The organism is Pelagibius sp. Alg239-R121 (genome assembly GCF_947331435.1).
Taxonomy (GTDB): domain Bacteria; phylum Pseudomonadota; class Alphaproteobacteria; order Kiloniellales; family Kiloniellaceae; genus Denitrobaculum.
Genome location: NZ_CAMZOF010000005.1, coordinates 368585 through 389690, shown reverse-complemented (window position 1 = coordinate 389690; position 21106 = coordinate 368585). Strand labels below are relative to the sequence as shown.

The following is a 21106-nucleotide window of genomic DNA, read 5'->3' as shown; positions in this document are numbered from 1 at the left end:
GAAACGAATCGGTCGTCGGACCCGCCGAGGTTTTACAGCCGCGGCGGACTTACACTAAGGAGCGTTGATAACGCCCCTTGGTATTATCCTCCGATAGACAGAAAGCAGACCTCGGGTGGGCAGTTGAAACGCAGAGGTATCCCGCTGGTGCCGAGGCCGCGCGACACGAAAAGATGTCGTCCATCTTCAACAACGTGGCCTGAGGTCCAGCGAAGCGGTGCCCGGCTGGAATTGACCAGGGGGCCAACAAACGGCAGCCGCACCTGTCCTCCATGGGTATGGCCACAGAGCGTGAGGTTTGGGCCGGTCGGTATATCGGCAAAGGTCGCCGGATCATGCGCCATGACCAGTTTCAGCGCGGCATCAGGTATAGGTTCCAGGGTCTTTCTGGCTTCGGGACGACGGGTTTGATCATCTGCCAGTCCAACGAGCCAGAAATCACCAGTCTGATCCTTGATCTCCAGGCTGTCGTTTTCCAGTACCGTAATACCTACAGCTTCAAGTGCCCGCCAGACGGCGCGGCCGTCGTAGATCCAGTCATGGTTTCCAAGGATCGCGTAGGTTCCCAGCCGGGCCTTCAGCGGGCCCAGGACATGTGCAATCACATCGGGCGGGATATGACCGCGACCGAAAATCTGGGTGTTTATGAAATCACCCAACAGCAGCACGATATCCGGCTGCCAATCATTGACTTCAGCAACGATCTTTTCGAAGCGTGCAATGTCGTTCGTGTGACTGCCCAGATGCGGATCGGCCAGCACCGCTGCTCTCAGGGGAGCCATCCGCGCCTCCCAGCCCGGCGGTGAGAGGGTGGCCTCTGTCCGTTGGTGTGCTTGAGCGTGAGAAAGAACAGTCAACCACCCCTTAGCTCCGCTCCGGTTCGTGAACGGCGACCGTGGTCTTAGATGACTGAACAAAGAGTGGGACACCAACTTTGCACCTTCCAGCTGTTACGAATCGAATTCATGCCCTAACCTCGCCACACGGCCCTAGTGTGGTGGACTCAACTCAGGGCCGTGTGACCGGCCTGAATTCCTGCGGGGAGATGTTGTCACCTTTGTGACGAGATCAAAGCAGAGTGATGAAGGTATTTTCGTCAGTCTTGCGGAATTGACGACCCAAAGTCACGAACAACAAGATAAGTCACAGAGAAGAATTGGTCGAAATGTTCCAAACCGCGAGAGAAGTCAGACGAACATTCCAGGCTTTCACAGCGGTCGCATTCGTTTCAAACTGCCTAGCCGGGCTTCTGGTGTTTAACGACGGGTTGTATCGACGATATCGCCGCCCGATCCAGCGCATTTTTTATAATAATTGTGATTGTTTTCACTCTCGTCACAATTCAGTTCCTGTTTATCCCCGCGGTATATCTTCGAAAGTGGTTTAGCACAGTCGTTGCAGCAACAATTCCGTCTGGCCTCGCCACTCTCTTGATCGCGACACTTTTCTATCGGAATGATGTCCAGGGTTTGATTGGCACGGCATTGCTTTCGGCTTCAATCTTCGCGACCTGGAGCGCTGCAAACCTTGCCGGGCTGAAGGTCCGCTTCAGAGAGGAAGCGGACCACTACTGACTTCGCTCGGCCAGTCATCAGCGAATGAAGGAAACTAAATTTTCTCAACCTCTTTCAAGAAGCAGCTCAATCTCTCCCATGTCCGCGTCCGTCAAGGGTCCGAATTCCGCAGCACCCAGGTTCTCCTCGACCTGCGCGACCGTGCGGACGCCGGGTATAGCGATCGTCCGTTCGCTGCGGGCCCAGATCCAGGCCAGAGCACCCTGCGCCGGCGTGCGTCCTTTGCTGGTCAGGATCTCCCGGATCACCTCCAGCCGTTCGCCCCATTCCGCCTTCGCACCGCCTCCTGTTTCGAAATAGGGCAGCCACGCCGGTGGTGTGGCGCGGATGTCGGTCGATGAAAGCCGGCTGCCGCTGGTAAACTTTCCGCTGAGGAACCCCATGGCCAGGGGCACCCGGGTCAAACCCGCACAGTTGTACGACTCACAGGCCTCGATCATTCCCGGCGCATCGGAAAAAACATTCAGATCGAACTGGACGGCAGGAACACGGTCGCGTTTGCAAAAGATCGCTGCTCGTTCCGGGTCGTCAGTGCTCCAGGCGAAGGATCGGATCAGACCGTCATCGCAAAGCGCATCAAGGGCATCGGCGACCGCTTCCGCCTGATCCAACGGCAAGTCCCCGGCATGAAGCTGATAAAGATCGATCCAGTCAGTCTGCAGGCGTTTCAACGAAGCTTCGCAGGCTTTGCGAATATAGGCGGGCGAAACATCGAGGCCCGTAAGCTCCTTCGTCGTTTCGTCATAGGTATTGCCAAACTTGGTGGCGATGAAGACCTGGCCTCTTTTATCCTTCAGGGCCTCTCCCAGAATACGCTCGCCGTGGCCGGCGCCATAGGCATCGGCCGTGTCGAACAGCTTCGCACCCAGATCGACGGCGCAGTGTAGAGCACGGATAGATTCCGCATCATCGACCGCGCCGTAGCCGAGCGGCGCACCGGTGGGATAGCGGCAAGCTTCACCGCTGAAAAAGGGACCGCCGATCGCCCAGGTGCCGATCCCCATAGGGCCGACTTTCGGGCCGGATTTACCGATACGGCGCTCTGAAAGTACCTGTCTCATTCCGTTTCCTTTCAAAAAAGCGAACTTCAGTCATAGGGCTGAATCCAACGTTCTTTTGCTAGGATCTGCGGAATTTCTTGATTCAAAAAGAACCGAAGTCGAAAAAACCGTTTCAAAATTGAAAGGCTTAGCAGGCGTCAGAACTCACGCGAACTTCAGTGTCTGCCCGATGCCGAGCTTCTTCGCCTTGGCCATCATAGCCCAGCCAAGCGCGATATCGGACGAGCTCAGGCCGCGGTGCCAGAAGAGGATGGTTTCCTCATCGCTTTCCCTGCCGGATTTCCTACCCGCAACGATCTGCCCCATCTCGGCGTGCAGGTTTTCCTCGGTGACCTTGCCTTCGTCTACATGACGCCGGAGTGACCCAAAGGGCCGGCCCGGCTTGCATTGACCCCAATCGTCGACCACCACCTTGTCCATGATATCGGTGAGCGAGAACTCGATGGCGCTCATGGTGCCATAAGGCACGACGAAAGCCCCCTTCTTCACCCATTCAGTCAGGAACAACGGCTGTGGCTCCGGCAGGCGGGAGGCCTCGACCATGATGTCCGCGCCTTCGAGACAATCCTGCCAGTTATCGGTCACGCGCACGGGCTTGCCCAGGTCCGCCTCCAGGCGTGCACCGAAAGCCTCCCTGCTCTCGGGCCGGCGCGAATGCACCCGGATCTCATCGAAGTCGAAGAGATGGTCCATCAGGCGCACGTTCCAATAGGCCGTGCCGCGTGCCCCGATGTGCCCCAGGATCTTACTGTCCTTGCGCGCCAGGTATTTGGCACCGATCGCGGTCATGGCACCGGTGCGCATGTCCGTAATGGCACTGGCGTCGATAACGGCCTTGGGCATTCCGTTTTCCGGATCGAAGAGGTTCAGGATCGCCATCTCCGACGGCAGGCCCTGTTTATAGTTGTCGACGAAATCGCCCACGACCTTCACCCCGGCAACCCCCAACGGCTTGACGTAACCGCGCAGCACGTTGAAGTGCCCCTTGTCGGAGGATTCCGGCACCAGATGCACACGCGGCTCGATGACCGTCTCCCCTTCGCCCTGTGCCCGCAGCGCCTCCTCCACCGCCGCAATGATCTCTGCGTCGGTCAACGCCAGCGCCTTGACGTCAGGGCCATTGATATAGGTGATGTCGATATCGGGCATCAGGATCCTTTCAGTTCATGGATCATATAGTCGGAACCCCAAGCGGTGGATTCCTAAAGGGTACCGCCGTCGGGCCAGAAGGACCAATGAGTGTTGGGCGGCTGGCTCGGGTTGTAGGCCTTTAAATCGCCCGTTTCCACTACCTGGGCCAATTGTTGGAAGGTGGGAGACTCGCTCGGCAAGCTCTCATCCGCAACATCTGGATGATGCCATTCTTCCAAGGTCAGAATCAGATTGAGCGCTGGATCTAAATGGTGACGGCACTCCTCCGGGCGCGCGAGAACGTAATCTCGGTGATGATGGGCAAGAAACCGGCACAATTCGAAAGTCTGAACCCGCGGCTGCTCCAACCGAATTCCGGCATCGGCATATGCACTTTTTCCCGGCAAAGGAACGGCCCGCCCACGTAAGGGTACAGTGGCACCGTTTTTGGAGACGAATTCAGGATCATCTAAATCTTGCCAGTCTCCTTCGTCAACAGGGAATATGACGTGAGATTCGTTAAAAGGATTAACGGCCAAAAAGCGATCGTAAGCATCGTGCCGAACAAAGTCATTGGCCGTACGTCGACCGCTTAGTTTGCTCGAAAAGCTGTAGATTTGCGTATCCGGAATCCCGGAGCGAGGAGAGAAACCAAAAATTTCAATGGTCATTGCCCAATCCAGCTCGGAACGAAGCAACGAGAGACGGGTTGCAGCCAGATAGACATAACCATTGTCGAGCATCGGAAAGGTGAACTGACCGCAACAGTCGTCCAGGATGCCGAGAATTTGAGCCGCCGTATGGTTCATCAAAATACCGCTGGTTTCACGATCGCACTCACATCGGATGGTAAGGATTGCTATGGTGTCACCGGGTTCCGGCTGTCCGCCAAGATGCGGCCGCCGATGGCAACGAAGCAAACACCAGCGGCGCGCTCAATCCAATGCTGGGCGTTGCGAAAGCGTTTGATCACCGGTGACGACGACATGAAGAGGCTGACGATCGCGTACCAGATCAGCGACGCCGTCACGACCAGTGCGATCATCAGACCCATCAGCCAGAGCGGCGTGGCCTCGGTGACGGCCGTCGCGAAGACGCTGGTAAAGAGCACCACCGCCTTGGGGTTCGTCAGTGTCACCAGAAAACCAAACAGCAGTGGATTACCGTGCGGCTTACCGGCGGTCGCGCCGTTCACGTTGACCAGTTGCGGTTTGGCGAAGATCAGCCGGATGCCGAGGTAGATCAGATAGCAGCCGCCCAGAACCCGCACCGTCCAGGCCAGCCATTGATATTCGACCAGGATCGCCGAGAGCCCCAGCAGGCTGAGAGAAGCGTAGAGACCGAGCCCGATGGAAACGCCCAGCGTGGTCAGAAGGCCTGCCGTGGTTCCCTTGGTCATGGACGATCGGACCACGGCCACAAAATCTGGCCCCGGCAGCATAAGTGCCGGAATGAAGATCGCAAAAACCGAGATCAGAACAACAATTTCACCCATGGCGGATACTCTACCTCTGACTGCATGACAGCCGTCATGAGATCATAAGCAGGGCAGCATTACAATTGAGCGAAACTCTTGCCTGAACAATTCTCTCAGGCGTTCTTCTGCATCTCAAAGGCGCCATTCAGATCCTGCATGGTCAGGGTCCCTGCCACCTCCAGATTCTCATCGAGGATCTCGAACAGCAGATCGCCATCCGCGCGGATGCTGTAAAGCACGATAGCGCCGTCCGCACCGCCGCCTTCGGTATGTGGGTCCGGGTCAGCAGGAGTCGAGGTATAGCGGCCCACTGGGCGCACATCCTTTAAGGTCCCGTCCGGCTCGTAGAAACGATGCTCACCCTGCAGGACCATGGTGTTGGTGTGCTGGATATGCCGGTGCATGAAAATTTTCTGGTTGGGCTCGTACTTTAGAATTGCATCGACGATCCGGCGATCGTTGTCGACATCGAGCACGGCAAAGACGAAATGCTTGAAGTCGCCGAGAGGGAACCAGGTGATGTTGCTGTCATCAAAACCGTAAGAGGAATAATCGGCGGCAGCGGAAGTTGACATGGGCTCTCTCCTGAAATTCAGGGTGTAACGCCTAGAGGATGAATGATTGACCTCACGACGAGATTAAACATCGCTTCACTACCCTGGGTAAATTGGTCAATGGTCTCAGCCATCCCGACTGTCGCAGCAATTCAGGCGGGCCGGCCAGTCGCCGGTATCAGTGGTCAAAGCAACCAAGCGTGGACCGCAAACCCCAGATTCACGATCGCCCCGGAGATCAACACGAAAAAAGTGGCCGCCATGCCGACCACGCGAAAGCGTAGATTCTCCGCCTCCTGCCCCACACCGAAAGCATGTACCGCCCGTGCCGCAATCAGGATCGCCCCCAACAGATGAACGTTCCAGGCCGGCGCGCCCTGTAGTTCGGCAAATCCGATCAGCAAGAGTGCCAGGGGTGTGTATTCGGTGAAGTTGGCCTGCACCCGCATAGCCCGGCGCAGAAGAAGATCCTCACCGTCTCCGATCGCCACCTTCTGCGACCGCCGCGCGCGGATGACGCGGATCGAAAGAAGGACCAATAGAAATGCGGCAAGGGACGCATAGAATGCCGTAATAGTGATTGAGGTGCCCGCTTCCGACATATCCGCTTCCCGACGCTGCTTTAACTCCGGAAACAAGAATATGGTAGAAAGCCCGAGAAAGCACAGGTCTCGTTTCGCATGCCCTTCCGGCCATCATAAGATCGCCCGGCATCTAATCGGAAAGGGAACATAATTTACCCTCGGAATTGCAGGCCTATGCCCGGCTCAACTGCCGGAATGCAGTCGGCAAAAACATATGCGTCGCCAGCGGCCTCGTCATTCCCTTCAAGTCGATGCCCTTCTTAACGCGCAGGGCTATCGTACGCTTGGATGCCGGCGCGCCTTTCGTTGGGCTCGGGGCCACCAGAGAGCAATCCCCGCTTTTCACCAACACTGCAAAAAGCGATCAGGCTCTGGACAGCAACATTATTGCTGCAGCATGAGGCGCGTGCCGTAACCCGCAAAAATCACTCCGGTCGCCCGCATGAGAACACGGCGCACCCGGGCATAAGTCCGTTGAAAAGGCGCGGTCGAACCTACCACGGCAACGATCGTGTACCAGACCAGAGAGATGGCGCAAACCAGAACCACGGCAAGGAGCGACAGGCCGACTGAAGCGTCTGCGGGCAGCGCCACGGCGAAGATAGAGGCGGCAAAGGCGGCCGTCTTCGGATTCGCAAGATTCGTCGAGAGGCCAAAAAGAAAGGCCCGGCCAACGCCACCCTCAACCGGCTGCACGCCGGCGCCTGGTTTATGCGCACTGCGCCAGAGTCCGATTCCGACCCAGATCAGGTAGGCACCACCAATCAGCTTGATTGCGGTCGCAGCAGAGGGAAAGACGGTGAAAAGTGCCTGCAGGCCAAAAAAGCCCGCCAAGGCCCAGGCCACGGTGCCCGCGACTGTCCCCAGGACGGCGGCCACGGCAGCACTACGGCCTTTTTCGACGGCAGTATGAATCACCGCAAAGAAATTCGGACCAGGCGTCATCGCGGCAATCAGCCACAGCAATGCCAATGACACAAAGCCCTCAATCATAGCGTCCATCCCTTTTCATATTGCCTGCCCGTGTCCAAAACTTAATCAGCCATCAGGACACATATCAGATCATCCTACGGGCGGAGTCTCCTCTTGAGGTACGCGAGATTGGTATGGCAGCTTTGCCGCAAGTGGATGTCGACCCGGCCGGGCAGGCATGAAAGAATGGCATTCGATTTCGACTCGATATCATTATTGACATTCCCTGCGAGGATTTCTTCATGCGCCTTCTCGTCTTTCAACACATCGACTGCGAGCATCCCGGCCAGCTGCGCGAATACCTTAAGCAGGACGGCATCGACTGGACGGCGGTCGAACTGGACGAAGGGGAAGCCATTCCGCCACTGGAGGACTACGACGTGCTCTGGGTCATGGGCGGCCCCATGGACGTCTGGGACGTAGAGCAAAATCCCTGGCTGGTCGCGGAAAAACAGGCCATCCGACGTTGGGTGCGCGATCTGAAGAAACCCTACCTCGGGCTCTGCCTTGGGCATCAGTTGCTGGCCGACGCTCTGGGCGGCACCTGTGGCCCGCAGCCCGTCCCGGAAATCGGTGTGCTGGAGGTTGTACTCACGGCGGAAGGTCTTGCCGATCCCCTGTTCGCGGGCATGCCGGCAAGTCAAAAGGCCCTGCAGTGGCACTCGGTGCAAGTGGCCCAGCCGCCGGAGGGTGCCGTCGTTCTGGCTGGCTCCGACGTCTGCCGGGTCCAGGCTATGCGGATCGGGCAGAACGCCTGGTCGATGCAATATCACGTCGAAGTCGAGCCTGATACCGTTACTAACTGGGGGGCGATCCCGGCGTATCGCAGCGCCTTAGAATCGACGTTAGGGGCTGGTGCGTTGGAGAAGCTTAAAGACGAAGCAGATGCCAATATGACCGGCTTCGTCGGCAACGCCGAAAAACTCTACCGCAACTTCATGACCGCGATTTCATAACGCGCGTCACACACTTCCTGCAGACGGCTTGTCGGGGGCCAGGGCTTTAAGGGCCGACACCATCTCACGCAGACCGAGATGCAGAGGTTTGTCGAGCCGAACCGCCACCGCAAGCTTTCGATGAAGCCTGGGGGACAGAGACCGGACCACGAGCGGCGCCGTGCCGCTTTGTCGGCTCTCAACCGCCATGCGCGGCAGTACGGCGCAGCCCAGACCGGCTGCGACCAGTTCCTTGATGGCCTCAACGCTGCCCAGCGCCATCACCGGCTTTAGTTCAACGCCGCTGCGTGCGAACCATTTATCGACGATGCGTCGGGTGTTCCCGCCTGGTTCGTAGAGTAGGACCGGGAGTTTGGCGAGCGCAGCAGCCGTCACTTTCTGCGGAAACCCCTTCTGCTCGGCCGGTGCAATGGCAACGAACTCGTCTTCCAGGACCGGCGTCACCTCAAGCATCCGTCCTGTCGCCGGGAGAGTCACGAAGCCGATGTCGATCCTATTCTCCTCCACGGATTTTAGGATATCCGCCGTATTTCCGGTACTGACCGTGATCTCCAGCGATGGAAAGCGTTGGCGCAGCCCACGCAGAATTGGCGGCAGCAGATAGATGCAGGCGCTGGCACCGGTCCCCAGGCGGACCCGCCCGATCGTACCGGTCGAATAGCGGGCGATATCGTTGAGCGCAGTTGTCACCGTGGCATCGATCGCTCGGGCATGGGCCAGGAGCTCGCTGCCCGCCGCCGTCGGCATGGCCCGGCGCCCGACCCGCTCTATCAAACGAACGCCCAGACGCTTTTCGAGTTGCCGGATCTGCAGGCTGATTGCCGGCTGCGATAGGTTCAAGCGCTCCGCCACCGCCGAAAAACTGCCAAGTTCGATGACCTCGACGAAGGCGCTGAGATGATCAAGATTCAATCCGCGCATACCAAAGTTTTCCTTATGGTTTGGATAGTTTTCCAAAGCTTTATGTATAGTACAATTAGCGGCAGAGTGACGGTCTCACAACAGCAATCGGTTACCTGGTGATCCAGCCCGACAGATTGGAAGCCCGCGTTATGACAGCCCCGACACCCCTCAATTACTTCAAGACCGCCCCCGACAGTCTCTGCGTTCGGAACTCGGCGGAGAGCGATATGCCCGCAATCCAGGGAATCTACGCCCACCACGTCCTGACCGGCCTCGCGAGCTTTGAAGAAACCCCGCCCGATACCGCAGAACTCGGGCAGCGCAGGGCCGTCATCCTGCGGCTGGGCCTGCCCTATTTGTCCGCCGAAATCGACGGCCGGGTGGTTGGCTACAGCTATGCCTCCCCCTACCGGCCGCGCCCGGCCTATCGCCACACCATCGAGAACAGCGTTTACATCGCCGAGGGCTTCGCCGGCCGCGGCATCGGCAAAGCGTTGCTTCGGGAATTGGTCGCGCGCTGCGAGACAGGGCCCTGGCGGCAGATGCTCGCGATCATCGGCGACAGCGGTAACGCCGGATCGATCGGTCTGCATCACAGCCTGGATTTCCGGCTGATCGGTACGCTGCGGGCCGTCGGCTTCAAACACGGACGCTGGCTCGATACCGTCCTGATGCAGCGAGAACTGGGCGCGGGCGGCAGCAGGCCACCGATGCCGCAGGCCTGATCCCGCGCTGTTCCGGATTGCAAAACCGTGATCACCCGAAGAACCGTCCTATGTCTCGGACTGTCCCAGCTCATCTGCTGGGGTGTTTCCTACTACCTCATCGCGGTCTTCGGTCCGCTGATTGTGGCCGACCTCGGATGGAGCGAAGCGCTCGTCTATGGCGGGCTTTCGGCGGCCATCGTCACAATGGGGCTGGCCTCCCCCATGACCGGCAAGCTGATCGACCGCCACGGCGGCCGCAAGGTTATGACCGCCGGATCGATCCTGACTGCGGTCGGCTGCGGTGCGCTGGCGCTGGCTGAAAGCCTTCCTTCTTACTTCGGCGCATGGCTTTGTCTCGGCTTTGCCATGCGGCTGACCCTGTACGATGCGGCTTTCGCGGCGCTCGCGCGGATCGGCGGGCTGAGCGCCAAGCAACCAATCGCCCAGATCACCCTGCTCGGCGGATTGGCCTCGACGATCTTCTGGCCCTTGGGTGCCTTCCTTGCCGAGCTGTTCGGGTGGCGCGGCGGTATGATGATCTATGCTGCGCTCGCCCTGATGACCCTGCCGCTGCATCTGGCCCTGCCAAGGCATCGACGGAACGACTGCAGACACAGTCCGAAAGTCCAGGACCGGGCGGAACTCCTGCTCTCTCAACACTTAACGCCCCGGCAACGCCCACTGCTTGCAGCCGGCCTCTATGGTGTGATGATGGCAGCGCTCACTGTTCTGAGTTCGGGCCTGTCCGCTCATATGATCGGTCTGCTGACCGGTCTCGGCCTGACGGCTTCGGCAGCCGTTTGGGTTGCGGCTCTCCGAGGGGCTGGACAGTCTTCGGCGCGGCTCTGTGAAGTGCTCTTTGGGCGCAGGCTTGATCCCCTCTCTCTCAATCTCGCAGCCACGTCTCTCTTGCCCGTCAGCTTTATCGCCGGCTTCTTTGGCAGCCAGTTTCTGGTGTCCGCCGCCGCACTTTGCTTTTTCTATGGTGCAGGAAACGGTCTCGCGACCATCACACGCGGGACCCTGCCACTCGTGCTGTTCGAGCAGCGCCTGTACGGCGCCGTAGTGGGATGGCTGCTGGTTCCGAGTTTCTTACTGGCCGCCGCCGCTCCCATCACCTACGCCCATGTGATGACACGTTTCGGCAGCCAGGGTGCGCTCTACCTTTCCATCGTGCTCGCGGCCACGGCCCTGACCGCCGCACTTATCCTGAACGGCCTGTTTCGGTCCCGGGCCCGCGTCCGGGCAGCGTAAGAACATGCCTCTTCACAAGGAGAACAGCTCTGAAGGTCCACCATCCTTAGGCAGTCAGGCGCGTGAGAATCTAAAGAAGCGTTTCGTAAGCGAAGAGCGCCGCCGCCCCACCGCTGTGCAGAAACACGACGGTATCGCGCGACGAGAAGGCCCCTTCGCGGATCCGCGCGATCAGACCCGCCATCGCCTTGCCGCTATAGACGGGATCCAGCAGAATCGCTTCTGATACGGCCAGCAGGCGGATCGCCTCCAGGGTTCCCTCGTTGGGAATACCGTAGCCGGGCAGGTAGAAGTTTTCATCACAGATCACGTCGTCAAGATCAGGCAGCGCAAGACCGAGCAGACCAAAGGTCTCGGCGAGCACCGGGCGCAGCTTCGCCTTCTGCACCTCTTCGGTTGCGCTGACATTGATGCCGGTCAGTGGAACCTTCGACTGCGCCAAGGCCAGACCGGCCAGCAGCCCGGCCTGGGTTCCGCCGCTTCCGGTCGCCATCCAGATATGGTCGGGCTCGAGCTCCTGCGCCTGGCATTGTTTGATCAGTTCCAGTGCGCAGTCGGCGTAGCCCAGGGCGCCGATCCCGCTTGAGCCGCCAACCGGAACAACGTAAGGGGTTCGGCCTTCCCGCCTTAACTCCTCGGCGCGCGCCTCCATGCGCGTCAACAAAGAGCCGTCACCCGGACAACGCTGCACGCCCGCCCCAAGAAGCCGGTCGAGCAGCAAATTGCCGTTCCGGTCGTAGTCACTGCTCGGCGTGCCGGGAACGGACTCGAGAAAAAGTTCGCAATCCAGGCCAAGCTTTGCGGCGGCAGCAGCCGTCTGGCGCGCGTGATTAGACTGCAGTCCGCCGGCGGTCAGGATGAAATCACACGCCTTTTCCAGCGCGTCCCCCATCAGGAACTCGAGTTTACGGGTCTTGTTACCCCCGCCCGCCAGGCCGGTGCAGTCATCGCGCTTTATATAGATCCTTGGTCCGCCAAGCATCTGACTCAATCGCGTCAAAGGTTCCAGTGGCGTCGGCAGGTGAGCCAGTTGAACGCGGGCAAAGGACGAGAGAGGCATGGATGAACCGGACACTCTTATTTACTTGGATGCGATGGCTGCCGCAGCACCGCCCATGACTGTCGCTCCGACCCGATTGGCGATCCGCATGGCACGCGGACTCTTCATCAGTTGGCGCGCCCGGCCCGCAAGCACAATGTAGCCAAGATCGATGGCGGCCAGGACGATCAGCATCGTCACCGTCAACTCAAGCCAGGCGACAAACGTGATTCCCGCCAGATCGATGATGGTCGGCAGCAGGGCGAGATAGAAGACCATGATCTTGGGATTGCCGAGGGTTACCGCCAGCCCGGCCAGGAACATGCGCAGCGCGGACTTGGGCCGCGTCGCAGAACTCTCCGCCTCGATATCAACCGGCGCGAACCACATCTTCCAGGCCAGATAGAGCAGGTAGGCCACGCCCAGGTACTTGAGGGCGATAAAGGCCCAATGCAGTGTTTCGGCCAGGGTCGCCAGCCCATAGACCGCCATGGTCAGCCAGATCGCCTCTCCGATCCACATGGCGGCCGCAAAGGGCAGCACGTCGCGCCAGCCCCGCGTCAGCACCCGCGACACCAGCGCGGCAATGCTGGGCCCGGGAGACCCGGCGGCGATCAGCAGGGCGCCGGCAAATACCACAAGAGCTGCGAGATCCATGGAAGCCTCTTCAGATTTTCCAGCAGGAAAGAATGATGACAGCCGGTATCATTCCACCACCGGCACACCGCCGTCCAGCACCGTCGCGAACCAGGCGCGGTCAATGTTCTGTCCGCAGAGGATCACGCCGGCCTTTTTGCCCTTCATGGTCCCGCGTTCCTGTATCAAACCGGCGAGCGGCGCAGCCCCAGCCCCCTCGGCAATGTTGTGGGTCGCGCAGTAGTAAAGGCGCATGGCATCCGCGATCTCGGCTTCGCTCAAGCGCAAGACACGCGCCGCGCCGCGGCAGACCACATCGACCGCCGCCGGATCGGGCGTTCGCACCGCCATACCGTCGGCGAAGGTCAGCGCAGCATTGGTGCTGACCGCCCGCCCGGCCTCGAAGGACAGCGCATAAGCCTCGGCGTGTTCCGAAACCACGCCGACAATCTCGGTCTTAAGGTTCAGCGCGTCGCGCGCGGCTATAAGGCCCGAAATGCCCGAGCCCAAGCCAATGGGCACATAGACCGCATCCAAGTCCGGCTGCGCCGTGAAAAGTTCCAGCGCATAGGTCCCCACACCCGTCACCAGGTCCCGGTGATAGGACGGCACGAATTCAAAGCCCTTTTCGTCGACCAGATCGGCGGCATGCCCTTTGGCTTCGTCGAAGTCCCGGCCCTGGATCACCAATTCGGCCCCGAAGGCGCGCATGGCGGCATTCTTTTCCACTGAGTTGCCGTGAGGCACGAAGATCTTACAGGGCAGGTCGACAGCACGGGCCGCGAAGGCAAGGCTCTGACCGTGATTTCCGCGCGTGGCGGAGACAATGCCCTTGACCTGTGGCCGCTCCCGTTTCAGGCGGTCCAGATAGACCAGTCCGCCGCGCACCTTGAAAGCGCCGGTGGGTGTGTGGTTCTCGTGCTTGACCCAGACTTCGGCCCCGACGGCCTCCGCCAGCAAAGGCCAGGCATAAGCCGCCGTCGGCGTCATGGCACGGTGAACCAGCGCCGCCGCCTGTTCCAGTTCTTCCCTCGATATCGCGTTTGCGGAAATCGAATTCATAGACTCCTCCTGCGCCGGGAGGATAGGGCAAGACGCCGGGGCTTGGTCAATTAAAACATTGTTCTGTTACAATCGGCTACGGCATCAGGCGACTATTCAGCGAGAGTATCACCCCGGTTTCAATGACAGCAGCCATTCCCTTCCTGGATCGGCGGACAGGCGACGTCGCCATAGGAGCAGAAGACGCAGCAGTCACCTTTCAGCGGCCTGAGCAGTTGGCCGCAGCCCTTGCAGTCATAAAAATACTGGCAGGCGTCTGTCGGCATTGTCTCGGTCTCGGCGTGACGGCAGAGCGGACAGACGATGGTGGACCTGAGTTCGATCATGACCTTCGCCGCTGGATTAACGCGTAGGCCGTGATCAAAAGAAAGATGAGCAGAGCAGGCAAAAGAACAATGTCCAGCCAGCCGATCAGCGAAGCGAGACCAACGGCAGTAAAGAGGACGACCAGGATCGGCGTGAAGCAGCAAAGCGCCAATAGAACGGAGCCAATGACGCCGGTGCGAAGCAGAGAGCCTTTAGCCATGCCTTCACTTTACCAGACTGCAGGCACCCGACCAATCACAGTCCCGTTGGCAAAAGAAGGGCGGGCCAAAGCCGCGGCAAAAACCCTCGGCTCTGGCCCTCCGTGTCTTACGAAGCCTGTTGCAGGGTCAGTGTCTGGATCTCTTCCTGCATCCAGGACATGCTTTCGTGAGTCAAGGGCAGTTGCAGGACGATCTCACCTGATTCGGCCGTCGCAACACGTGCCGTGACAGACTTGCTGAGCGCTTCGCAGCGCACCTCGACAGCCGTGCCCGCCGGCTTGGCAACACCCGGCGTGACCCGCAGATGTGTACTGGAAAGCTCAACGACAGTGCCATTGTGTTCCGCCCCATCGATCGTAAGACTTGCTGGCAGATTCACGCTGTGGCTGGCGAGGCTCACAGCATCGTCTTCGGACTCGGCACCACGCAGTGCCGACAAGAAGGAATCGACTTCTCCGCTCAGCGATGTTGCCTCGCTGTAGAGGCTGCTGGAACGCCCACCCAGTTCGTCGGCACGCTTGCCGGTCGACTGCGCCTGGTCGCGCATGCCACCGATCGACTGACTGACTTCGGCCGCACTGGCGGCAACTTCCGTAATGTTGCTGGAAATCTGCTGCGTGGTCGCTTCCTGCTCGGTGATGGCCGAAGAGATGACCGTTGAGAATTCATGCAGCTTGTTGATGATATCACCAATGGACTGGATCGATTCCGCCGAATTACCAGCCGCCTCCTGAATAGAGTTGACCTGGCTGCTGATCCGCTCTGTCGCCTTACCGGTCTGATTGGCCAGGGACTTCACCTCGCTGGCCACCACGGCAAAGCCCTTGCCGGCTTCACCGGCCCGCGCCGCCTCGATGGTTGCGTTGAGCGCCAGCAGGTTTGTCTGCTCGGCGATGTCGGTGATCAATTCGATGACCGCCCCGATCTCTTCCGCGGCCTTCTTTAGCTCCAGCACCTGCTGGGAAGACTTCTCGGCTTCCTTCTGTGCCTGATCGGCCACACCCATGGAGCCGCTGGACTGACGGGCGATCTCCTTGATGGATGCAACCATCTCCTCGGTTGCCGCACTCAAAGTTTGCGCATTTTCCGACGTCCGGTCCGACTCTTTCAACACGGTCCCCGAAAGATCCACCGTGGTGTCGGCCTCGCCGCGCATTCCTTCAGCGTTGTCTTTCATCGCAGAGGAGGAGTCCGAAATGATGTTAAAGATGCCACCGATGCTGGCACCGAAAATGCCGACGAGTTGATTGACTTCTTCCTGGCGTCGGTTGCGTGCAGCCTGCTGCTCTTTCGCCTCTGCTTCGGCGTCATGTCGGCGCTTGGCATTCTCGCGGAAGACTTCGAGCGTCTGCCCCATAGTCTCGACCTCGTCCCGGTACCAGGAATTGGGTGTCTCGACATCCAGCACGCCGTCGGCGAGGCGCTGGGCGGCGGCGGTCAAAGCGCGCAGCGGAAGGGCAACGGAAGCGAACAGCCAATAGCCCAGCGCCAGTCCGAGAATAATCGCAACGACGCTCACAATCGCCGTGACGACGAGGCCCTGCTGCTCGTGAGCCAGAGCCTGTTCGGTGGCGGCCCTGGTGAAGGCCGCCAGCTCCAGCAGCAACTCTTCCACCGCGTGATCGAGCTCTTCTTCCTCGGCCAGGATCTGTGTTTCCATCGCCGTCAGTTCGTCGTGGCTGGCGGCTTTGCCGGTATCAATCATCTCCAACACGTGGTGATCGAAATCCGCGTGCTGTTTCTCTATTTTCTTCAAACGCACCAGAACCGACTTGAATTCCTCGACCACGTGGGGATCACGGGAGTGGGTGATCGCGTGCTCGGCAATCTCCTCGCCCTCCTTGATTTCACCATCGACCTGATGTGCGAGCTTTTCGAACCGCTCGCGGATCTCGGCGAGATCGAAGCGGCTGTGGCCGCCGGCATGCTCCAGTTCCAACACCGCGATCGCCCGCTCGGTCAGGATTGTCTGTTCGAGCTGATGGATCGTAATCTTGCTGAGCAGCTCGGTGAGTGGAATATCCTCCTTCGCAATATCGGTGAGCTTATCACCGATCATCTTCATGGTGAGCACGCTGGTAAGCGACAGCACAGCCATCAGCAGCGTCATCGAGCTCAGCAGGACGACGATGCGGCCCGCAATGGTGAGGTTTTTGAGCTTACTCATTGTTCATTTCCCCTGTGATTCGGCAAACACGAGGCGTCGCCCAGGATCAAAAAGTTGGTGGTTTCGAAAATTTAAGCTTTAGAGTCTGCGGCTCACGCGGTTGCGACGTCCGCAATGCCGGGCCCCACAAGCTCATCGACGGCCTGCAGGAGGTCGCCGCGCGAGAAGGGTTTCGATAGAACCGCATCGGCCGTGCTGCGCGCCAGCATCAGCGCTTTCTCGGCGTTGACGGTCGCGCCACCGCCCGAGATCGCAAGGATCGGCAAAGTTTGCGACCGCGTCTTGAGTGCCAGAATCACCTCGGAACCATCAACCTTCGGCATGATGATATCGGTGATCACCAGATCGAAGGATTGTTCGCCAGCCTTCTGCAGGCCAACCTCACCATCTGCCGCTTCCACGACCTGATGTCCGGCGGTCGTCAGCACCGTAGTGAGCGAGGAACGCACACCATTCATGTCATCTATCAACAAGATCGTCGCCATTTTAACCTCACGCGTTTGAAGTGATCGGCACCAGGACCCGGAAGGTCGTTCCCTTGCCGGGCGTGCTGTGGGCGGCAATGCGGCCACCCCAGCGCTCAACGATGCCGTAAATCGTCGAAAGCCCCAGCCCAGTACCCTCGCCTGGCGCTTTCGTTGTATAAAAGGGTTCGAAAATATGCTTTAGCGTCTTTGACTCGATGCCATGACCATTGTCGGCAATCGAGATGACGACGTAGTTCTGCGGATCATCCGAATGCCCACTTCTTGCAGCTGGGTCTCCAGACAGCCAGAGGGTCACGACGATGCGGCCTTTGTCACGAGTGGCATCGGCAGCATTCTTGAAGAGATTGGTCATGACCTGGAGCAAGCCGGTCCGGTTGATCTTGATCTGTTTACCGTCCAACGGACCGCCAGGCTCGAAACCCTGCCGGTCAAAGACAATACTGGACGGCAGATATTCCGCGGCAAAATCCACTGCCTCGCCGATGATTGTGCGGGCGTCGTAGACAAGGTTGGAACTACTGTCCCGCCGTGCAAAGGACAGGACTTGATTGACCACGTCGCTGGCAAAGCGGGCGTTCTCAAAAATACCCTTGCTGCATTGGTTTAGCATGGCCGGATTCCGCGCGTCCTCGTCGGCCAATAGCTCTGCATAAAGCAGAATAGGCTGCAGCGCGTTATTGAGTTCATGGGCAACGCCACCGGCGACCCGCCCCAGCGTCTCGAGCTTCTGGCGCTCGTTTTCCATCCCGATCCGGTCGATCTCTTCGGTGATGTCGACCTGCATGCCTAAGTAAGCGCAGAGCTTACCAGCGTCGTCGTTAACGGGAGAGAGTTGGAAACGATTCCAGAAACGACTGCCATCCTTGCGGTAATTGAGTAGCAACACGGTCGAAGCAACGCCGCTTTTCAGCGTCTGGCGAATCTTGGCCACGCTTTCCGGGTCGGTTTCGGGACCTTGTAGAAAACGGCAATTCTGGCCGACAACCTCCCGGGCGTCATATCCGGTCATCGCCGTAAAGGCGTCGTTGGCATAGAGCAGGGGATGATCCGGCTGCCTGGCATCCGCGAGCGTCATTCCGAACGAGCTGGTCGCCGCTGCACGCAGCATCAGGGCCGCAGGCAAACCATCGGTTTCGGTCGCTTCGAAGGACATCCCAGAGATAGGCGCCATTTTTTCCTCAGACAACTATAGGTATTTAGACAAAAGCCTATAAAATACAACGAGTTACCCTTTTCTATCGAACCGCTGTTTACAAAACATTACTAGCCGTGTCTGCCGGCAGTACTTTAGTATTGAACACTTCGCGTAGAAAAATAGCTTGCGCCACTTAATCACACTTAAGTTATGGGTCTTCTTCATTTAAACAAATAAACATAGTGAAAACTAACTCTATGATATTGTTGAAAATAAGCTCTCGAACAAATACAAATACAGAAGAGATTTCTGGGCAAAACGGCGGCAACACTGCTGTCGGTTGTAGCGGGCAAAGAGCTGAAAATTTATCTGATTTTTTGGAATGAATGGCGTGGGAATACAGCCACCGCGGGATATTCCAAAGTAGAGCAATAGCTAGAAGACGCAAACATCGCGACCAGCATATTATGGTATGCCTGAATGCAACGAGACGCGCCTGATGTTCAAATGATCATGGGCACAATATTTGTAGTGACCAGATTTTAACTACACGCGCAGCGGAACCAGCGGCGCATAGAGAGGCCTGTTTCGGAAGTATAGGAGCGATCGCCCGGACTACGGCTTCTGGGAAAAGCGCTCAATTTCCGCAATGAACACTTCGGGCAAGGCGAGCCTCGCGGCCACGGCTGCAAGCTTTCTCGCGTAGTCCCGATTGGGGGCGCTCTCTTCCAGCCGCATTAGATTGTAACAAAGTGCCGGCACTGGCGTGCCTTCGGCGCTTTTGACCAGAACCGCCTCCGGCCGGTAGGCCGATACCGAAGCTCCCGAATAGAGACGTTCGATCTCGCCGGCCGGCAGTGCCATCATCATTCCCCACGCGGTTCGACCGGACGAAGGCACCAGAGTGGCCCTCTGTCCGATATGTAATGCGTAGCCGCTTAAAGAAGCCAAGACCGCTGGGCCCGGGTGATAACCCTCTGTCAGCAGGGCTTCGCGATCCATGAAGAGCCCGTAGAAAAACACTTCGAGTTTGCGTTCGCTCACGTTCTGCGCCCCCAGAAAACTATTGAGTGAAAAGAATTCGCTGTTGGGCGCACAGACACTACAGAGCCAGCCTTACGCTGGCGATAAAGAATTTGCTTCGCCTCCATGCGGGCCATCATGATACGTATTGCACACAGGACTTAGAATTCAGTATGCCAAATGTGGTATTTTATACTTCAATCTGAGGACGGCGGATTGTCGCAGCCCTGCAGGAAAACGTGCCTTGCCCGCCGCCTGTGCAATAATAGGGGCCATAGTAGTCAGCGATAACAGTCGGCCCAATAATGGGCATGTGGGCACCTGCCTCTTGCGGTCACGGCATGGGGTCACGATAGTTCGAGGGACATGACTCATATAGATATCTTCGGCGCTGCCCAACAGCCCGCCTACAGTTACCGGGACGACACAAGGGTTCCCACGTTCCCCGACGACAAACCGCTGATCGTATTCGACGGCGTCTGTATCTTTTGCAGTGGCTTTGCCAAGTTCATTCTGCGTCACGACCGAAAGAACCGACTTAACCTCTGTACGGCGCAGTCGAAGTTAGGTCACGCGCTCTATATCCACTATGGACTCGATCCGGAAAACTATGAGACCAACATCGTGATCCGCGACGGCCGCGCGCACTTCAAATCGGACGCCTTTTTCGAGGTGATGAAAATCCTGGGATCCGGCTGGCCGCTCCTGGCGTTTCTGCAGATTTTTCCGCGCCGTCCGCGCAACTGGCTCTACGACCGGATCGCCAGCAACCGCTACAAGCTCTTCGGGAAGGCGGACAGCTGCATCCTTTTGCCCCCTGAACACAAAGCCAAGATCCTCGATTACCTATGACTCTCTATCAAAGGGTGCTTGGGGAAAAATTCGCGATCTTGCCGGATGCCGTCAGGCGCGCGCATTCCTTCGAAGACCAGCAGATACTCGAAGGCGAAGCCGATGTGCTCTGCAGCGAAAGCCTTATCGGCCGATGTCTTCTCTGGCTGTTCGGCCTGCCCCGAGCGGGCAAGGGCCTGCGGACCCGTGTCCGGTTCCAACAGGAAGGCAACGGCGAACGCTGGGAGAGGAGCTTCGGCAGTGACAGCTTTTCCACCCGCCTGACGCCGCTCGAACAACAGCCGGGCTGCATCCTGGAGACCAAAGGCTTGGTCTCGGCAGTCGTCAGACTGCTGCCTGCCAGCGATGGACTGATATGGGAGGTCGAAGCCTTCCGCCTTCTCGAACTCCCTCTGCCTCAATTTCTGGCACCCAAAACGACGGCGACCGAGAGCGAAGCAAATGGCCGCTATCACTTCGACATGACCATCAGCCTGCCGGTGATCGGCCAGTTCATTACCTACCGGGGCTGGTTGAAACCTGCTTAGCGCCTGTCTCTCCGAATAACCAGCTTCAGACCGGACCAGACGTCATCCACGGCACAGACTTTGACATCGACGAGATCACCTTTCAGCGCGACGTCCCGGATCACATCCTCCGTCACCGTTGTCGGCACCATCGAAGCCTTCTTGGGCCAGGACACCCAGATCATGCCGTCGCGGGCGATCGCTTCCTCCAGACGGGGCAGCAGGCTTTGCAGCTCGGTCCGCTCGATGACAAATAGATGTATTAGGTCGAGCTCTGTCCCGGGCTCTGAAAGAAACACCACATTGTCCGGCAGGGGAGCGACAAGCGCCTGATAGTGGTCCGGCGCGTTCAGCACACAGGCACGCATCCCGGATTTATAGCCAAGCTTGCTGGCCAGGGGCGTTCCCGAATATCCCGACATGAATGCGTCTCGAATCAATACAGCCCGAACAAGTCTGTTATAGCAGAGTTCATCAGGTGGAGAGCCGTGGAATTGG

The 21106-nt window shown here is 58.6% G+C and carries 24 protein-coding genes; 5 read left to right on the top strand and 19 right to left on the bottom strand.

All coding sequences use genetic code 11. From position 1 onward, the window contains the following. Positions 1-83: 83 nt before the first annotated feature. From QMZ18_RS18155 to QMZ18_RS18120, 8 genes are all read right to left on the bottom strand, one after another. A complete protein-coding gene (locus tag QMZ18_RS18155; protein WP_282607743.1) occupies positions 84-782 on the bottom strand; it encodes a metallophosphoesterase in 699 nt (232 codons plus the stop codon). 836 nt (positions 783-1618) lie between these two features. Further along, positions 1619-2635, bottom strand: a complete 1017-nt coding sequence (locus QMZ18_RS18150; protein WP_282607742.1) for an aldo/keto reductase — start codon at positions 2633-2635, stop codon at positions 1619-1621. Positions 2636-2779: 144 nt separating this feature from the next. Beyond that, positions 2780-3784 (bottom strand): ornithine cyclodeaminase family protein, encoded by a 1005-nt coding sequence (locus tag QMZ18_RS18145; RefSeq protein ID WP_282607741.1) that lies wholly within the window; start codon positions 3782-3784, stop codon positions 2780-2782. A gap of 53 nt (positions 3785-3837) precedes the next feature. Beyond that, the gene (locus QMZ18_RS18140; protein WP_282607740.1) at positions 3838-4437 is read right to left on the bottom strand and encodes a hypothetical protein; all 600 of its coding nucleotides are present in this window, start codon (positions 4435-4437) and stop codon (positions 3838-3840) included. A gap of 188 nt (positions 4438-4625) precedes the next feature. After that, positions 4626-5261, bottom strand: a complete 636-nt coding sequence (locus QMZ18_RS18135; RefSeq protein ID WP_282607739.1) for a LysE family translocator — start codon at positions 5259-5261, stop codon at positions 4626-4628. Between the two features lie 95 nt (positions 5262-5356). Continuing rightward, positions 5357-5818: a regulator gene (locus QMZ18_RS18130; protein WP_282607738.1), complete on the bottom strand. Its 462-nt coding sequence runs from the start codon at positions 5816-5818 to the stop codon at positions 5357-5359. 164 nt (positions 5819-5982) lie between these two features. Next, a complete protein-coding gene (locus QMZ18_RS18125) occupies positions 5983-6399 on the bottom strand; it encodes an MAPEG family protein (protein WP_282607737.1) in 417 nt (138 codons plus the stop codon). Between the two features lie 366 nt (positions 6400-6765). After that, positions 6766-7374, bottom strand: coding sequence for a LysE family translocator (locus tag QMZ18_RS18120; protein ID WP_282607736.1), 609 nt, complete (start codon positions 7372-7374; stop codon positions 6766-6768). 221 nt (positions 7375-7595) lie between these two features. Between QMZ18_RS18120 and QMZ18_RS18115 the strand changes: the two genes are divergently transcribed. Further along, positions 7596-8309 carry a type 1 glutamine amidotransferase gene (locus QMZ18_RS18115; RefSeq protein WP_282607735.1) on the top strand — a complete coding sequence of 238 codons (714 nt, stop codon included), beginning with the start codon at positions 7596-7598 and terminating at the stop codon, positions 8307-8309. Between the two features lie 6 nt (positions 8310-8315). On the opposite strand, the gene QMZ18_RS18110 is transcribed toward QMZ18_RS18115, so the two are convergent. Then, entirely contained in the window at positions 8316-9230 is a 915-nt protein-coding gene (locus QMZ18_RS18110; RefSeq protein ID WP_282607734.1) for a LysR family transcriptional regulator, read from the bottom strand. A 131-nt stretch (positions 9231-9361) separates the two neighbouring features. On the opposite strand from QMZ18_RS18110, the gene QMZ18_RS18105 reads away from it, so the two are divergent. Further along, the gene (locus tag QMZ18_RS18105) at positions 9362-9937 is read left to right on the top strand and encodes a GNAT family N-acetyltransferase (RefSeq protein ID WP_282607733.1); all 576 of its coding nucleotides are present in this window, start codon (positions 9362-9364) and stop codon (positions 9935-9937) included. Positions 9938-9964: 27 nt separating this feature from the next. Beyond that, complete coding sequence (locus tag QMZ18_RS18100) at positions 9965-11173, top strand: MFS transporter (RefSeq protein ID WP_282607732.1); 1209 nt, start codon at positions 9965-9967, stop codon at positions 11171-11173. Between the two features lie 70 nt (positions 11174-11243). Here QMZ18_RS18100 and QMZ18_RS18095 read toward each other — a convergent pair whose 3' ends face one another. From QMZ18_RS18095 to QMZ18_RS18055, 9 genes are all read right to left on the bottom strand, one after another. Then, positions 11244-12248: a D-cysteine desulfhydrase gene (locus QMZ18_RS18095; RefSeq protein WP_282607731.1), complete on the bottom strand. Its 1005-nt coding sequence runs from the start codon at positions 12246-12248 to the stop codon at positions 11244-11246. A 6-nt stretch (positions 12249-12254) separates the two neighbouring features. Beyond that, positions 12255-12869, bottom strand: a complete 615-nt coding sequence (locus tag QMZ18_RS18090) for a LysE family translocator (RefSeq protein WP_282607730.1) — start codon at positions 12867-12869, stop codon at positions 12255-12257. A gap of 48 nt (positions 12870-12917) precedes the next feature. Further along, positions 12918-13910, bottom strand: coding sequence for a threonine dehydratase (locus tag QMZ18_RS18085; protein ID WP_282607729.1), 993 nt, complete (start codon positions 13908-13910; stop codon positions 12918-12920). A gap of 119 nt (positions 13911-14029) precedes the next feature. After that, a complete protein-coding gene (locus tag QMZ18_RS18080; RefSeq protein WP_322097229.1) occupies positions 14030-14236 on the bottom strand; it encodes a GDCCVxC domain-containing (seleno)protein in 207 nt (68 codons plus the stop codon). Beyond that, entirely contained in the window at positions 14233-14436 is a 204-nt protein-coding gene (gene merF / locus QMZ18_RS18075) for a mercury resistance system transport protein MerF (RefSeq protein ID WP_282607728.1), read from the bottom strand. The genes QMZ18_RS18080 and merF overlap by 4 nt, the downstream gene beginning before the upstream one ends. A 107-nt stretch (positions 14437-14543) precedes the next feature. Further along, the gene (locus QMZ18_RS18070; RefSeq protein WP_282607727.1) at positions 14544-16604 is read right to left on the bottom strand and encodes a methyl-accepting chemotaxis protein; all 2061 of its coding nucleotides are present in this window, start codon (positions 16602-16604) and stop codon (positions 14544-14546) included. A gap of 92 nt (positions 16605-16696) precedes the next feature. Continuing rightward, positions 16697-17089 carry a response regulator transcription factor gene (locus QMZ18_RS18065; RefSeq protein ID WP_282607726.1) on the bottom strand — a complete coding sequence of 131 codons (393 nt, stop codon included), beginning with the start codon at positions 17087-17089 and terminating at the stop codon, positions 16697-16699. A 7-nt stretch (positions 17090-17096) separates the two neighbouring features. Beyond that, complete coding sequence (locus QMZ18_RS18060) at positions 17097-18263, bottom strand: ATP-binding protein (protein WP_282607725.1); 1167 nt, start codon at positions 18261-18263, stop codon at positions 17097-17099. A 579-nt stretch (positions 18264-18842) separates the two neighbouring features. Further along, positions 18843-19271, bottom strand: a complete 429-nt coding sequence (locus tag QMZ18_RS18055; protein WP_282607724.1) for a gamma-glutamylcyclotransferase family protein — start codon at positions 19269-19271, stop codon at positions 18843-18845. A gap of 345 nt (positions 19272-19616) precedes the next feature. Between QMZ18_RS18055 and QMZ18_RS18050 the strand changes: the two genes are divergently transcribed. Beyond that, positions 19617-20102: a thiol-disulfide oxidoreductase DCC family protein gene (locus tag QMZ18_RS18050; RefSeq protein ID WP_282607723.1), complete on the top strand. Its 486-nt coding sequence runs from the start codon at positions 19617-19619 to the stop codon at positions 20100-20102. Next, positions 20099-20629, top strand: coding sequence for a DUF4166 domain-containing protein (locus QMZ18_RS18045; protein WP_282607722.1), 531 nt, complete (start codon positions 20099-20101; stop codon positions 20627-20629). The genes QMZ18_RS18050 and QMZ18_RS18045 overlap by 4 nt, the downstream gene beginning before the upstream one ends. Here QMZ18_RS18045 and QMZ18_RS18040 read toward each other — a convergent pair. Next, the gene (locus tag QMZ18_RS18040) at positions 20626-21030 is read right to left on the bottom strand and encodes a DUF3052 domain-containing protein (protein WP_282607720.1); all 405 of its coding nucleotides are present in this window, start codon (positions 21028-21030) and stop codon (positions 20626-20628) included. The genes QMZ18_RS18045 and QMZ18_RS18040 overlap by 4 nt on opposite strands. Positions 21031-21106: the final 76 nt, after the last annotated feature.

Bases quoted from the DNA above. Each gene is read 5' to 3' on its own strand.
- QMZ18_RS18155 (WP_282607743.1), bottom strand. From the start codon at position 782: ATGGCTCCCCTGAGAGCAGCGGTGCTGGCCGATCCGCATCTGGGCAGT.
- QMZ18_RS18150 (WP_282607742.1), bottom strand. From the start codon at position 2,635: ATGAGACAGGTACTTTCAGAGCGCCGTATCGGTAAATCCGGCCCGAAA.
- QMZ18_RS18145 (WP_282607741.1), bottom strand. From the start codon at position 3,784: ATGCCCGATATCGACATCACCTATATCAATGGCCCTGACGTCAAGGCG.
- QMZ18_RS18140 (WP_282607740.1), bottom strand. From the start codon at position 4,437: ATGACCATTGAAATTTTTGGTTTCTCTCCTCGCTCCGGGATTCCGGAT.
- QMZ18_RS18135 (WP_282607739.1), bottom strand. From the start codon at position 5,261: ATGGGTGAAATTGTTGTTCTGATCTCGGTTTTTGCGATCTTCATTCCG.
- QMZ18_RS18130 (WP_282607738.1), bottom strand. From the start codon at position 5,818: ATGTCAACTTCCGCTGCCGCCGATTATTCCTCTTACGGTTTTGATGAC.
- QMZ18_RS18125 (WP_282607737.1), bottom strand. From the start codon at position 6,399: ATGTCGGAAGCGGGCACCTCAATCACTATTACGGCATTCTATGCGTCC.
- QMZ18_RS18120 (WP_282607736.1), bottom strand. From the start codon at position 7,374: ATGATTGAGGGCTTTGTGTCATTGGCATTGCTGTGGCTGATTGCCGCG.
- QMZ18_RS18115 (WP_282607735.1), top strand. From the start codon at position 7,596: ATGCGCCTTCTCGTCTTTCAACACATCGACTGCGAGCATCCCGGCCAG.
- QMZ18_RS18110 (WP_282607734.1), bottom strand. From the start codon at position 9,230: ATGCGCGGATTGAATCTTGATCATCTCAGCGCCTTCGTCGAGGTCATC.
- QMZ18_RS18105 (WP_282607733.1), top strand. From the start codon at position 9,362: ATGACAGCCCCGACACCCCTCAATTACTTCAAGACCGCCCCCGACAGT.
- QMZ18_RS18090 (WP_282607730.1), bottom strand. From the start codon at position 12,869: ATGGATCTCGCAGCTCTTGTGGTATTTGCCGGCGCCCTGCTGATCGCC.
- QMZ18_RS18085 (WP_282607729.1), bottom strand. From the start codon at position 13,910: ATGAATTCGATTTCCGCAAACGCGATATCGAGGGAAGAACTGGAACAG.
- QMZ18_RS18080 (WP_322097229.1), bottom strand. From the start codon at position 14,236: ATGATCGAACTCAGGTCCACCATCGTCTGTCCGCTCTGCCGTCACGCC.
- merF (WP_282607728.1), bottom strand. From the start codon at position 14,436: ATGGCTAAAGGCTCTCTGCTTCGCACCGGCGTCATTGGCTCCGTTCTA.
- QMZ18_RS18070 (WP_282607727.1), bottom strand. From the start codon at position 16,604: ATGAGTAAGCTCAAAAACCTCACCATTGCGGGCCGCATCGTCGTCCTG.
- QMZ18_RS18065 (WP_282607726.1), bottom strand. From the start codon at position 17,089: ATGGCGACGATCTTGTTGATAGATGACATGAATGGTGTGCGTTCCTCG.
- QMZ18_RS18060 (WP_282607725.1), bottom strand. From the start codon at position 18,263: ATGGCGCCTATCTCTGGGATGTCCTTCGAAGCGACCGAAACCGATGGT.
- QMZ18_RS18050 (WP_282607723.1), top strand. From the start codon at position 19,617: ATGACTCATATAGATATCTTCGGCGCTGCCCAACAGCCCGCCTACAGT.
- QMZ18_RS18045 (WP_282607722.1), top strand. From the start codon at position 20,099: ATGACTCTCTATCAAAGGGTGCTTGGGGAAAAATTCGCGATCTTGCCG.
- QMZ18_RS18040 (WP_282607720.1), bottom strand. From the start codon at position 21,030: ATGTCGGGATATTCGGGAACGCCCCTGGCCAGCAAGCTTGGCTATAAA.